This is a genomic window from Pseudoalteromonas sp. Z9A6 (genome assembly GCF_011378805.1).
GTDB lineage: Bacteria > Pseudomonadota > Gammaproteobacteria > Enterobacterales > Alteromonadaceae > Pseudoalteromonas > Pseudoalteromonas distincta.
In genome coordinates, this window is record NZ_WTKZ01000007.1 from 51,514 (window position 1) to 64,607 (window position 13,094).

General features: G+C 39.5%; 10 protein-coding genes and 1 other RNA gene. 5 read left to right on the top strand and 6 right to left on the bottom strand.

Annotated elements, in window-relative coordinates; genetic code table 11:
- Positions 1-9: 9 nt before the first annotated feature.
- Positions 10-1,155 (bottom strand): patatin-like phospholipase family protein, encoded by a 1,146-nt coding sequence (locus GQR53_RS04435; protein WP_002958292.1) that lies wholly within the window; start codon positions 1,153-1,155, stop codon positions 10-12.
- 239 nt (positions 1,156-1,394) lie between these two features.
- Here GQR53_RS04435 and GQR53_RS04440 point away from each other — a divergent pair, with 239 nt between their 5' ends.
- The 5 genes from GQR53_RS04440 (at position 1,395) to GQR53_RS04460 (ending at position 7,590) form a co-directional block, all read left to right on the top strand.
- Positions 1,395-2,270, top strand: coding sequence for a DUF3014 domain-containing protein (locus GQR53_RS04440; RefSeq protein ID WP_165742999.1), 876 nt, complete (start codon positions 1,395-1,397; stop codon positions 2,268-2,270).
- Between the two features lie 139 nt (positions 2,271-2,409).
- An RNA gene (ffs, locus tag GQR53_RS04445) (signal recognition particle sRNA small type) lies at positions 2,410-2,506 on the top strand.
- A gap of 296 nt (positions 2,507-2,802) precedes the next feature.
- Positions 2,803-4,329 carry an acetyl-CoA hydrolase/transferase family protein gene (locus GQR53_RS04450; RefSeq protein ID WP_165743000.1) on the top strand — a complete coding sequence of 509 codons (1,527 nt, stop codon included), beginning with the start codon at positions 2,803-2,805 and terminating at the stop codon, positions 4,327-4,329.
- Between the two features lie 594 nt (positions 4,330-4,923).
- Positions 4,924-5,235 carry an EthD family reductase gene (locus GQR53_RS04455; protein ID WP_165743001.1) on the top strand — a complete coding sequence of 104 codons (312 nt, stop codon included), beginning with the start codon at positions 4,924-4,926 and terminating at the stop codon, positions 5,233-5,235.
- A 219-nt stretch (positions 5,236-5,454) separates the two neighbouring features.
- On the top strand, positions 5,455-7,590 hold the full coding sequence (locus GQR53_RS04460) for a TonB-dependent siderophore receptor (protein ID WP_165743002.1): 2,136 nt from the start codon (positions 5,455-5,457) through the stop codon (positions 7,588-7,590).
- Between the two features lie 34 nt (positions 7,591-7,624).
- Here the strand turns inward: GQR53_RS04460 and GQR53_RS04465 are convergent, their stop codons facing one another.
- The 5 genes from GQR53_RS04465 to GQR53_RS04485 all read right to left on the bottom strand — a co-directional run bounded on the left by GQR53_RS04465 (position 7,625) and on the right by GQR53_RS04485 (position 12,700).
- Positions 7,625-8,719, bottom strand: coding sequence for a mechanosensitive ion channel family protein (locus tag GQR53_RS04465; protein WP_165743003.1), 1,095 nt, complete (start codon positions 8,717-8,719; stop codon positions 7,625-7,627).
- Positions 8,720-8,815: 96 nt separating this feature from the next.
- Positions 8,816-9,217, bottom strand: a complete 402-nt coding sequence (locus GQR53_RS04470; protein ID WP_002958285.1) for a DUF6691 family protein — start codon at positions 9,215-9,217, stop codon at positions 8,816-8,818.
- Positions 9,218-9,220: 3 nt separating this feature from the next.
- Entirely contained in the window at positions 9,221-9,634 is a 414-nt protein-coding gene (locus GQR53_RS04475) for a YeeE/YedE thiosulfate transporter family protein (protein ID WP_021032090.1), read from the bottom strand.
- 2 nt (positions 9,635-9,636) lie between these two features.
- Positions 9,637-10,896 carry an outer membrane protein transport protein gene (locus tag GQR53_RS04480; RefSeq protein WP_165743004.1) on the bottom strand — a complete coding sequence of 420 codons (1,260 nt, stop codon included), beginning with the start codon at positions 10,894-10,896 and terminating at the stop codon, positions 9,637-9,639.
- 379 nt (positions 10,897-11,275) lie between these two features.
- Complete coding sequence (locus GQR53_RS04485; protein WP_165743005.1) at positions 11,276-12,700, bottom strand: sugar porter family MFS transporter; 1,425 nt, start codon at positions 12,698-12,700, stop codon at positions 11,276-11,278.
- Positions 12,701-13,094 lie beyond the last annotated feature (394 nt).

Sequence of the window (13,094 nt, forward strand, 5' to 3'; positions counted from 1 at the left end):
TGTTTGGGCTTAATCTAGTTCTAAAAACTTGCGTATCTCCGGTAATTTTTTCATACCGTCTTCATAACCAATTTGCATTAAATGCTGGGTGTAGCGTTTTTCAAACAATAGATAACTGGTTAAGCTCGATTGCGAATGTTTTTTAACACCTATGGTACGTAGCAATACTTTAATGGCCCATGGCATATCGTCGTAATACTGCGCTGCAATTGCGTTAAAGTTTTGCGAAGGGTTAATTACAAAGGTATCTATTTGTTTAAGTTCTTGATGTTTATCACGAGCGGGTAATAGCCCTAATGTTCGGTTAACACGAGCCAAACGCTCTAAATCCGATTGCATAGTGTCGGTAAATACACTGTCTAGTAAATGCCCCGCAACAGCAGATAGTCCAGGATAATGTGGCGAATAACCCGGCGGGTGTAATTCTTTAGGTTGGTCTACCCCAATAATAAATATTTTTTCAGCGCCTAAATGAATCGACGGACTCAGCGGAGAAAGTTGATGTATAGAGCCATCACCAAAGTAATGGTTATAAATATTTACACTTGGAAACACCATAGGAATGGCACTTGATGCCATTAAGTGCTCAACATTAATACGAGTTGCGCGGCCTTCGCGTTTAGCACGTTGCCAAGATGTTTGTGTATTAGATTGAAAAAATGCAACCGAGTCACCCGTTGTATAACTTGAGGCTGTAATCGACAGCGCATCTAAATAATTACGGTGTAAATTGCGCTCAATGCGGTGTAAATCTAAAATCTCGTTTAATAAACTACGCAGAGGGCGGTTATTTAGCAGACTCGCTGGCGGGTGGTTAATATGCTCTGACTGAAAGCTCGTTAAGATATTGCGAGCAATATGACCAAACACGCTTAAAAAGTCACTTTTATAGACCATAGAGGTTGAAAAGTTTTTCCAAACTGATTCAAGCTTTCGTACAGCCAAATGCGCACAAGAAGCGTAACATGCCAATGCAGCTGAGTTAATAGCGCCAGCGGAGGTGCCATTTATTACTCTAAATGGCAATGGAGCAGTACGAGGCATACTATGAGCTAGCGCTTTTAGCACACCGACTTGATAAGCAGCTCGTGCGCCACCACCTGTAAGTAATAAGGCAGTTTTAGGTTTTTGTGGATCAACTTGCTTGATTTTCATATTGGTGGTTAAACTGTTCTACGTCTTTACTTTATTTATTAACTGTAAGTCTTTAAGCTAGAAGAATCAAAGGATAACTGCCCTAATGCTTATTACATTATTTAATCACCCAATTTAGTAGGTAACTTACTTTGCTATAATTGCCGTATTATAAAATGTCATAGTATTTGTGTAAGAATGAATTTAATCCACTTAGCGTACTCTAAGTGATATCGCATTTTAATTTTTATGGAGTTCGTATGTCAGATAAACCAGAAGCATCAGATGTTCAAAAACGTCCACCTAATAACAATATTCTTTTCGCCGTTATTATTTTAATAGTCGTAGCATGTGCGGCCGCCTTCGTATTGCTCACACCAAGTGACGAGCAAGAAACACGCACTGAGGTAGAGCCCGCAGTTAAAGAGCAACCTATGATGGAGCTTAAACCCGAGAATGACCCAGTGGTAGACGCGCCATCTGTAATGCCAGAAAAACCAGCCGAGCTTGAAGTACCAGCACAAAGCCCAAGTGAGCCAGTGCCTGAAGTAAAACCACTACCAACACTTAACGAAAGTGATGCAGTTGTGGTTGCTAAAATGGATGAGTACCTAAGCGACTCAGTAATGAGCCTAATGGTGACCGACGATGTAATTCGCCGTGGTGTTGTATTTGTAGATAACCTAGCTAAAGGTAAGGTAGCTAAAAAGCACACGCCTGTTGTACAGCCAGAAGAGAAATTTAGCGTTAATGAAGGGGATATCCTCACAATTAACCCTAACAGCTACGAGCGTTATACCCCGTATGTGAAAATATTTACCAGTATGAGTGCAGCGCAAGCCGTTCGCATGTACGAAGAGTACAAGCCACTTATAAATAATGCATACAGTGAAATTGGTTACGGCGATGACGAGTTTAATCAAACGCTAACCGATGCAATCGATTTATTACTTGATACGCCAGAGCCTGAAGGTGACTTGCCGTTACTTCGCGATTCAGTGACGTATCAGTATGCGTTTTCGGAGTGGGAGCAATTACCTGCTGCGCAAAAACAGCTTTTACGTATGGGTCCAGAAAACATGAAAAAAGTAAAAGCAGCACTTCGTGATATAAAAGCGCAGTTAGAGAACAATTAATACGCACTAAAACAGCTAAATACGTCGCGATTGTATATGAAGTATGCAATCGCACTTTCTTTTTAGATTATCCCTTGAATAACAGGGCAAAAGTAGAGATAATCCTTCCCGCGCCAACCAAGGCCCTCAATGGTAGTCTTATTGGTCCTCTCGCAACACTAGCAGGCGAACCTGGTCAGGCCCGGAAGGGAGCAGCCACAGTTTGTGACGTGTGTGCCGAGATGTGGCTGGTAAGACTGCCACCCAAATTCCTCATTTGGGTGTTTGAACTAATAAATTTATCTCTTCAAAATAATTCATCTTATTTAATAATACGATTTGTTCATAGATTACTTTATAAATTTCCTTATAGATTTTTGTGTCGTTTTTGTAAAAATTATTACTAATAACCACATTATAGTGTTAACTAAAAGTAAAATAACCTCCCTTTTAAACATTTTGTTCATCCTCGATTCGTAAATACGACTTAAGTCTAGATTGTGTAGTACGAAGTTAGGATTAGAATAATGCCAAATTTAGAAAGGGGCTCAAAATGAACTTGGAACGTATTCGCAATAGTAATCTGCATAATAAAGTTATGTCTGCTGAGCAGGCAAGTCTGTTTATTAAAGATGGAATGACTGTAGGGATGAGTGGCTTCACTCGTGCCGGAGAAGCTAAAGCAGTACCCAGAGCATTAATTGAGCAAGTCAAAAAAAATCCTATCAAAATAAATTTAATGACGGGCGCATCATTAGGTAATGATCTCGATAAGCTATTAACGGAAGCGGGCATTTTAGCGCGTCGTATGCCTTTTCAAGTAGATAGTACTTTGCGTAAAGCGATTAATAACGGCGAAGTTATGTTTATTGATCAGCATTTATCTGAAACGGTTGAGCATCTACGAAATCATCAATTAACCATGCCTGATGTAGCTGTTATTGAAGCCGTCGCTATTACCGAAGAAGGGCATATTGTGCCTACTACATCGGTCGGTAACTCAGCCAGTTTTGCTATTTTTGCCAAACAAGTCATCGTTGAAATTAATATGCTGCATAACCCGAATCTTGAAGGTTTGCACGATATATACATTCCTTCGTATCGTCCTACTCGCCAACCAATGCCGTTAGTTAAAGTAGATGATAGAATTGGTAGTACTGCTATTCCTATCGATCCTGCAAAAATTGTTGGTATTGTTTTTACTAACCAAAGCGACTCGTTTTCTACCGTTACCGACCCAGATGAAGACACCGCATCTATCGCGCGCCATTTAGTTAACTTTTTTAAAGATGAGGTGGCTCAAAATAAATTGCCAGCTAATTTAGGTCCGCTACAAGCAGGCATTGGCAACATTGCAAATGCGGTAATGATGGGATTACTCGACTCTGACTTTAAAGACCTAACAATGTACTCTGAAGTACTACAAGATTCGACGTTTGACCTAATTGACGCAGGTAAGCTGAGCTTTGCATCAGGCAGCTCAATTGTTTTGTCAGAGCGTTGTAACGCGCAAGTATTTAATAATTTAGAACAATACAAACACAAGCTAGTGTTACGCCCTCAAGAAATTTCGAACCACCCTGAAATAGTGCGCCGTTTAGGTATTATTGCAATAAACACTGCACTTGAGTTTGATATGTATGGCAACGTAAATTCAACGCATGTTTGTGGCACACGAATGATGAATGGTATTGGCGGCTCTGGTGATTTTGCTCGTAATGCTCATTTAGCAATATTTGTGACTAAATCGATTGCTAAAAATGGCGCTATTTCAAGCGTAGTGCCTATGGCGAGCCACGTTGATCATAACGAGCATGATGTTGATATATTAGTAACTGAGCAAGGTTTAGCTGATTTACGCGGTTTAGCACCGCGTGAGCGTGCTGTACAAGTTATTAAGCATTGTGTGCACCCAGAATATCGCGAAGCGATGTTAGACTATTATGAGCGCGCTTGTGAGCGTGGCGGGCATACCCCTCATTTACTAGAAGAAGCGTTTAGCTGGCATATTCGTCTTGAACAACAAGGCAGCATGAAAAAAGTATCTGTAACCGATGCTCAAGTGCAACTGTCTGCATGAGCATTTTGGTTTATTAATATTGAATTAGTAAGTTTTATACTTACTTTTGAACCGCACTAGTGTCAGCTCAATCAGCTTTGATTAGTGCGGTTTAATAAAAACTTTAAGCCCAAAATAATTTTATACCTACTCTTTGCATACCTTTCCCAGCCACCTTTTATTATTTTATTTACTTAGGTTTAGGTGCTATTACCGTTATTAAGTGTGTAATGTGTTTATTAAAAAATAGAGATGCTTAAATGGCGTTTGACAGAGGGTTAGAAGAGCGACCTTACAGTAAAACTAGTTAAGGGCTTGGTTTATATTTTGCCTGAAGGTTTTGAGTCTGATTCTGATTTAGCATATTGGGTAAATACGTGCGTTAACTTTGTAGAGTCTTTACCGCCCAAACCTTTTAAAAAACGACCCGCACTTAAGTAAATTAGCGAAGTATCACCTTAATTAAAATAAGCACTGCAATCAAATTACTGGCGCTATGAGTATGAATAACGCATAATTGAGCGACTGCTCACTTATGCGTTTTTTTACTTATGTATGATTCATACTGTTTCAAAAGACGCTTTAAATTTTTTAGTAAATAAAAGAGAGAATGTAATGATTAAAGTAAGCGTATTATACCCAAATAATGAAGGTGCTACTTTCGATATGGACTACTACTGTAAAACACATTTACCCCTAGTTGCAGAGTTAGTTGGTAAAGCGCTTATATCAAGTAGTGCAGATGCAGGTTTAGCAGGTGGCGCACCGGGCGAAGCGCCAACTTATATTGCTATGGGGCATTTAGTGTTTGAATCGGTAGAATCTTTTCAGCAAGCCTTTGCACCTCATCAAGAAGTAATAGCGGCTGATTTAGTTAATTTTACTAACGTGTCTCCAGTAATTCAAATTAGCAATATTGCTGGGTAAATTACACGCTAAAACTAATTTAAGAATTACTTAATAACCCCTACTGTATTTAATACAGTAGGGGTTTTATTTTAACTGCAATAAAAGGGCTAGCGCTCTGTTTTAAGTAATATTAGTTCTAATATTTAGATGTATTAAACCCGCCCTTGTGTTGATTATGAAAATGATAAAAGTTATCATTTAGATTGTTGGCTATCTGCACTTTTCCCAGGAATTATCATGTTTAACCCTAATTATTTGGCATTAAGTATTGCTGCGTCTTTATCTGTTTTTTCTAATATAGCTTTTTCACAACAAAACGACGATATTGAAAAAATAGAAGTAACTGGCCGTGCCCAGCAATTTTACCTAGAAACCGAAAGTAAAATTGGTACTAAAACGGATTTAGATCTTATTAAATTACCGCAATCTGCGCAGGTATTAACCGAGCAACTTATTATTGACCAAGCCGCGCGCGACATTACCGATTTATACCGCTCAATTGCGGGTGTGAGTGAATACAGCTACTCAGGTGTAACTTTTCGTGGTTTTAGAGATGACGCCAATGTATTTTATGATGGTGTGCGTGGCGACCCATATTCGGGCTTTGGTGTACCGCAGTTATTTAATGTTGAACGTGTTGAAGTATTAAAAGGGCCTGCCTCTGCTTTGTATGGCGGTGGCGAACCTGGTGGGATGATTAATTACGTAACCAAAAAGCCAAGCTACACACAAAAACGCGAACTAAAGCTTACTTTGGGTAACTACAACACCCGTGGTGCATCACTCGATATGACAGGTGGTTTAAGCGATACAATGGCTTATAGATTGGGTGGTTACTATGAAGAGCAAGACAGCTTTCGTAACAATGCAGACTCAAAAAATACCGAGCTGACAGGTGGATTGTTATTTGATTTAAGTGATTCAACAACCCTAACCACAAGTGTTGACTACATTAAACAAGACCTAGGCGGAAACCGCTTACGTGGCGTACCGGTAGATGACAACGGCAACTTTTTAGTTGACCCAAGTTATAACGCTAATGAAGCGGTTGATTATCAATATATGGAAGCGTTGGTGCTTCAAGCCGAGATAAGTCATTACTTTAGTGATGATTTTTCTGTAAGTAGCACACTGCGTTACATGGATAACGAACGCGATCAAGGCTACCATGAGTCGCAAAGTTGGGTAGATGTAAATGGTGATGGCGAAGCAAACATTGATGACGAAACCATCAAACGAGAATACCGTAAGCAATTTCGTGCCAATAAAGAAGCAAGTATAACCACCGACTTTGTTTATAACTTTGGAAAAGGACAATTAACCCATCAGTTTTTATTTGGTGGTGATTACCACACCGTTGATACCGAATATGACTACTTTCGTGCCCGATATGAGGCCGATGGCGTCGCTAATTTAAATATTTTTAATTTAAACTACGGTGAAACCGACCCAAGCACTTATAACCTCACCGACATGAACCGCGATGGCGTTGATACCGACCGATTTGGTGTATATGCACAAGACGTAATTAGCATAGGCGAGCAGTGGACAATTATTGCAGGTTTACGCTATGACCATTTTAAAGAGTTTAATCAAGAAACTGGTTTTAGTTACTCAGATAACGATATAACGCCGCGCGTTGCTGTTACTTATCAGCCAGTAGAAAACACATCGGTATATATTAACTACTCAGAGAGCTTTAACCCTACATCGTCAGCCGACCAAGAAGATGTAGAAGGCGAAGGTAATTTAGAACCAGAAACCGGCAAGCAAACCGAACTGGGTATGAAAAACCAATGGCTCGACGGCAAAATTATGAGCACCTTTGCAATTTATCAAATTAATAAAGAAAACGTGGTAATGAGCAACCCTGACGATACGGGAGCTGGAGATGGCATTGCTGCACTTTTAAATATAGGTGAAGTAGAAAGCCGAGGGTTTGAAACAACTTTAGTCGGCGATTTATCAGCGCACTGGACCGTAACGGCTAACTACGCATACAACGATACGCAAGTGGTAGACGGCGTAACGGGTGATACGCTTTCAAATACATTTGGAGATGGTTCGCGCTTTGCTAATGCACCACGCCACCAGGCAGGTTTATGGACTCGCTACGCTATTGATTCAATTGACTCATCAATTGCCTTTGGTGCAAATTACGTAAGTGAGCAACTGAGTACCGGTGGTCAAAAAGTAAAACCATTTACCGTATTTGATATGAGCTGGACGAGTCGCTTTGACAACGTATTGCTGAGTGTAAATATTAATAACCTGTTTGATAAAGAATACGCGGTTAGTGGCTTTACTGAGCGTAATGGCCACTTTCCCGGTAGCCCTCGCGAAATTATTGGGCAAATAACCTACAAGTTTTAATACTTATTAGCGCGAGAGTTACTCGCGCTTTTTTTTAAGTGTCGCCTTGCACCTTTTTATCACTATTAAATTTAGCGGCCTCTTGAGTCGTGTTAATAGCCGTAATAGGGAAGGGAATTACAATACCTTCTTTTTTATAGCGTTTATGCAAGGCTTTTATAAAAGCAGATTTAACCCAAAAGCGATTAAAGTACTCTTTAGCTCTAAGCATTACCGTAAAGTTAATGCTTGATCTATCAAAGGTATGAAAAACCACAAAGGTATTGTAATCATCAACGCCCCATTCGTGTGAAATAAGTATTTCACGAGCTACTTCAAGTGTTACTTGTTCAACAAATTCTAAATCTGAATCGTAATGTACACTTATATCAACAGGTACGCTTAGCTCTTTTTCAGGGTAAAAGTAATTAATAATACGCGACTTAGATAATTGGCTATTAGATATAATAATCATATTGTTAGGTAGCATTTTAACCCATGTAGAACGCCAGCCTATATGATCAACAAAGCCTTGCTCCTTAGATTCAAGCTCAATAAAATCACCCACCCTTATAGGTTTATCTATTACTAGCTGCACGCCAGAAAAAAAGTTTTCAAGGGTGGGTTGCAAAGCAAGAGCAACAGCCAGTGACGTAATACCTAACGAGGCAATAATGGGCGTAATAGAAATACCTAACGTGCCCATTAAAACCAGTAATCCCACTGACGATAATGTAACGCGTATCACGCCTTTAATTATGCTTTTTGAATTAAAAACCACGGCAGATTGTTTACCATAGTAATTAATAGTGCCAATAATAAAGCGGTCTAAAAACATAATAAGTGCAAGCAGAGCTAATACAATATTAATGCTATTAAAAGGGATCTGTTGAGAAATAGAAGTACTAATAATGAAAGTGTCGTGCTCTAAAATGGTGAGTAGCACAATAATTGTGCACAGTGTTAGCGGCTTAGATATTGACTCTATTAGTAAAGTGTCGAATATAAACGTGGTTTTTGAAGTCCATTTTTTTAGCCAGTACATTACAAAAAAACGAATTAAAAACAGTAGTATAGCTATAAGTAAAAGGGAGGGTGCTGCGCTTAACCAAGGTGTGCTGTTAGAAAATTCCAGCGCTTTATTTAGCATAACTTAAACCTGTTCAATATAGTTTTATATATATTGCAGCAAGTTATGTACCTTTGTTTGGGTAAAGTAGCTGCCGAGTTTAGTCGGCAGCAAATATTATACTTTTTTGGCTAACCACATACCGCCTAGGACGGCTGCAAAAAACAATAAAAACTCCATTTTAAGAGATACCAATTGAACCAAACCCGGGCCTGGGCATATACCACTTAAACCCCAGCCTAAACCAAAAAGTACCGAGCCGATAATTAAGCGTGCATCAATTTTTTTTAAATCACTTAAATTAAACGTTCCTGAAAGAAGTGGCTTCTCTTTTTTTGCAACCCATAACCATGTCAGCATCATTATTAGCATGGCAACAGCCATCACTATAATTAAGCTTGCGTCCCATTGGTTTCCATAGGTAAGAAAGTTAATCACTTTAGCAGGGTTTGTCATCCCGCTAATAATAAGTCCTAAGCCAAATATAAAGCCTATAACAACCATCATAATTGCTTTCATTATTTATCCTACAAGGTTTGCTGTAATGAAGGCGACAAGCATAAATGTGCATGTTGCAACCCAAGAGCGAGTAGAAAAGCGCGACATGCCGCACACACCATGGCCACTTGTGCACCCATTAGCTAACGTTGTACCAGCGCCAACTAAAAGCCCTGCAACAACAATAAGCCAAGGCGGTAATTGCAATTCGCCTTCTAATAAAGATGGCGCAAATACCCTTACGGCCACTCCTGCCAACAACAACCCTAAAATAAAGTATAACTGCCAACGAGAGTCTGAATTTGCTTTAGCGAATACAGACTTAACAATGCCTGATATGCCCGCAATTTTTCCGTATAAAACCAGTAATAACGTACACGCTATACCTATTAATGCCCCGCCTATTGCAGCCGATACTGGGGTGAATTCTGTTATCATTTTTAAATTTCCCAAACAATAGAAACGCCTAAACCGGTTTGTTTCATTTCGATTGATAATTGTTGATTAGGCGCTAAGTAGTTAGCACCCGTTACTTTTTTTGCTGGCGAATAAAAAGCCATAGCGTTTAATTGTACCTTGTTGGTAAAAGAATGGCTAAAGCCAGTAGTAAAATGCCACTCTTGAACACCCGGCGCTAAAATATTTAATATAACTTGAGAAGAAGGAATAGGCTGCTCGGTGTAAGACACCCCAAAACGAATCTTTTGTTGCGATGTACGCTGCCATTGATAACCAAGCTTATAAATAGTCATATCGTTCCAGCCAAACCCAGCGCCGGCGTTAGCTCCTAAAGGCGCTGACATTAAATTATTGACTGGATTTGCAATGCTTTTTACTTCGCTGTAATTTATTTTTTGCCAATCAAATACAACCTGATTACTTGGGGTAAGCTTGTAGGCTGCGCCAAGTTGAAACGAACTTGGTAGATCAAATCCGCCTTGCTCTGCAAACAAACCTTTATAGCTATCAAACTCTTGCATAGACACTGATGAGCGGTAACTTGCCCCCCAGCTTAATGACGAATTTATATCTTGGCTAATACCCAGTTGAATGCCTAGGCCTGTGCTTGTATCGGTACCATTATCAGTGAGCGCCTCTGGTGATTGCGAAAAAGGAGCAAAGTTCCCAAGCCCTTGTGCTTCAAACTGTTGCACCACGTAAATAGGGGATACACCAAGGCGTGTTTGTTCATTCAACTTATAGCTTACTGTTGGGCTAATAAAGAGTTGTTTTAAATCAACGCCTGTTGTACCAGCGTAAAAAGTCCCCTCAGGAGAGGATTCTGCGCCGTACTCGGTATTCATACCGCCGTTGCCATACACTAATAAACCAATATTTACTTTTTCATTTAATTGATGGCCAATAGCAAACTCTGGAATTGCAAATACGGTGTTGTCGCTTTTTTGTGTTTTTGTTTCAAGATAAAATGCGCCAGGGTAAAAAGTATCTACTTTTGATGCAGTATATTTTCGTTCAGGTGAAAAAAGCTCTAAGCCCAGTGATAGCTCTGTTCCTTTAGGTAAAAAAGTTGCTGGATTATTAGCGCCAGACATTAACTCTTCTGACAGCGCTACACCTGCACCAGCCATGCCTTTGTGGGTCATGCCATAGCCGTGAGTAAAATAACCATTAGTAGCAAATGCACTGAACGAACCTAACGCGCACGTTAAAGCTAAGCCTGAAATTAACTGTTTTTTCATTTTAGTAAATACATAAAGTTGGAATGGGCGGACAATAGCTAATTTTTGATATTCTAAAAAGGAATTTAAATAGATTAGTTATAATAAAAGGTAATACGGCAATGGTTATAAAGTTAAAATAAATGAGCGTAGATTGCTATTCAGCCTTAACTTAAGTTAAAAGGTTCGCTAACGTATTGAGCTATAGTGATATTTAAGTATGCAATCGGTAGCTATAAACTTTGGTAGTAAAAGCTTGCTGGTAAAAGGAGCGTTTACGTATTAACAGCAGTTTAAAATATATTTATTAATTAACGTTTAGCTCATCCAAACAATCACTCTTAAATAACGCCATTGTATGTAAAAGCAAAGCGGTGATTAATATCACCGCTTTTAAAAATTACATAGATTCGAGCGTTTTACCGCGTGTTTCTTTTATGTATTTAACAACAAAAAATATGCTTATAAGTGCCGATAACGCATAAAAGCCATAAGCACCGGCAAGGCCAATGTTAGCCAGCATAATAGGGAAGGTCATGGTAATGGCAAAGTTAGCAATCCATTGTGCGCTAGCTGCAACAGCAAGCGCTGCACCACGAATACGATTATTAAACATTTCGCCTAATAATACCCATACAACAGGGCCCCAACTTAAGCCAAAAAATACCACAAATAAGTTAGCCATAATCAGTGCAAACGTACCCATGTTATCGCTAAGGGCAAGTTTGCCTGCTTCATCAAGGCCTGCACTACCAAATATATAAGTAAGCGCGCTTAAGCTAATAAACATACCAATACTGCCTACTAAGAGCAGTGGTTTACGGCCAATTTTGTCAACTAATGCAATGGCAATAAAGGTTGATACAATATTAGTAGTACCTGCGAGTACATTTATAAATAGCGATTGCGACTCATCAAACCCAGCGGCTTGCCAAAGCTCAGAGCCGTAATAAAACACCACGTTAATACCCACAAATTGCTGAAATACACTCAGCGCAACACCCACCCAAACAATTGGGTGTACTTTTTTACTGTTATCAATAAATAAATCACGAATACTTGGCTTTTTATCGCTATGCAATGAGCGTTTAACATCGCTTATTTGCGCATCAACGTTGTCGTTCGAAATTTTACTAAATACCGCTTTTGCATCATCCACTTTACCTTGCGCCACTAAATAACGAGGCGACTCCGGAATAAACAAAACACCGACTAAAAACAACACAGCAGGCACAAGCTCAGCCCAAAACATCCAGCGCCAAGCGGCTATATCAAGCATTAAAATATTTTGCGCGCTGCCTGCTGCATCAGCAATTAAGTAGTTACTTAAAAAAGCAGCAAATAAACCCAATACAATAGCGAGTTGTTGCAATGTAGCTAAACGACCACGTAGTGCTGGTGGTGCCACCTCTGCAATATAAGCTGGCGCTAATACTGACGCAGCACCAATACCTAGACCACCAAATAAACGGTAAAAAATAAACTCCGCAGAGCTTTCGCTAATGCCCGAACCAAATGCACTAATGGCAAAAATAATCGCAGTGATGATCATAATTGCACGGCGACCAAACTTATCAGCCAGCGGCCCCGCAGCAAGTGCACCCAAGGCACAGCCTAGTAACACAGACGCTACATTAAAGCCCGTAGCTACACTGCTTGAATTAAATGCATTACCGAGTGCCGACACTGTGCCGTTAATAACGCCTGAGTCAAAACCAAATAAAAAGCCACCAATAGCAGCCACGGCAGAGATAAAAATTACGTAAAAAAGAGAGGTGTTTTCAGCTGTGTTGGCTGAGTGGGAAGGCGGTGTGTGCGTTGTCATTATATGCCCTGAAAGTTAAATTAAATTTAGGGGAGCATAATATCGTAAAGCGTTATGGTTGAATACATTTGTGCAGGTATAACGATTTAGCGGGGATAAATTAAGCCGTTCTAATACCTTTAAATTAAAGGTATTAGTCTAAAGGCGTTGGATTAAGTACTTTTAACTTAAGTACCGTTTTTTGAATAGCGCAGACTGAATCTCAATAAACAATGTGCTTTGTATGGGAAGTAGCTGTTGAATCAATATTACTGATCTGTACCTTTTGGTTTTTTGCAATTGCATAACCTGGTATGAGGTTATGCAATTGTTTACATGTAGTTATTTGGTGTTAAGGTAAATAAATTGAATATAGGGACATTATCGGTTTATAAGCGATAATTATCGTAGACTG

What these genes read in the sequence shown, in the direction of transcription:
- GQR53_RS04455 (WP_165743001.1), top strand. Translation starts at nt 4,924, where the DNA reads ATGATTAAAGTAAGCGTATTATACCCAAATAATGAAGGTGCTACTTTC.
- GQR53_RS04435 (WP_002958292.1), bottom strand. Translation starts at nt 1,155, where the DNA reads ATGAAAATCAAGCAAGTTGATCCACAAAAACCTAAAACTGCCTTATTA.
- GQR53_RS04450 (WP_165743000.1), top strand. Translation starts at nt 2,803, where the DNA reads ATGAACTTGGAACGTATTCGCAATAGTAATCTGCATAATAAAGTTATG.
- GQR53_RS04440 (WP_165742999.1), top strand. Translation starts at nt 1,395, where the DNA reads ATGTCAGATAAACCAGAAGCATCAGATGTTCAAAAACGTCCACCTAAT.
- GQR53_RS04465 (WP_165743003.1), bottom strand. Translation starts at nt 8,719, where the DNA reads ATGCTAAATAAAGCGCTGGAATTTTCTAACAGCACACCTTGGTTAAGC.
- GQR53_RS04485 (WP_165743005.1), bottom strand. Translation starts at nt 12,700, where the DNA reads ATGACAACGCACACACCGCCTTCCCACTCAGCCAACACAGCTGAAAAC.
- GQR53_RS04470 (WP_002958285.1), bottom strand. Translation starts at nt 9,217, where the DNA reads ATGAAAGCAATTATGATGGTTGTTATAGGCTTTATATTTGGCTTAGGA.
- GQR53_RS04480 (WP_165743004.1), bottom strand. Translation starts at nt 10,896, where the DNA reads ATGAAAAAACAGTTAATTTCAGGCTTAGCTTTAACGTGCGCGTTAGGT.
- GQR53_RS04460 (WP_165743002.1), top strand. Translation starts at nt 5,455, where the DNA reads ATGTTTAACCCTAATTATTTGGCATTAAGTATTGCTGCGTCTTTATCT.
- GQR53_RS04475 (WP_021032090.1), bottom strand. Translation starts at nt 9,634, where the DNA reads ATGATAACAGAATTCACCCCAGTATCGGCTGCAATAGGCGGGGCATTA.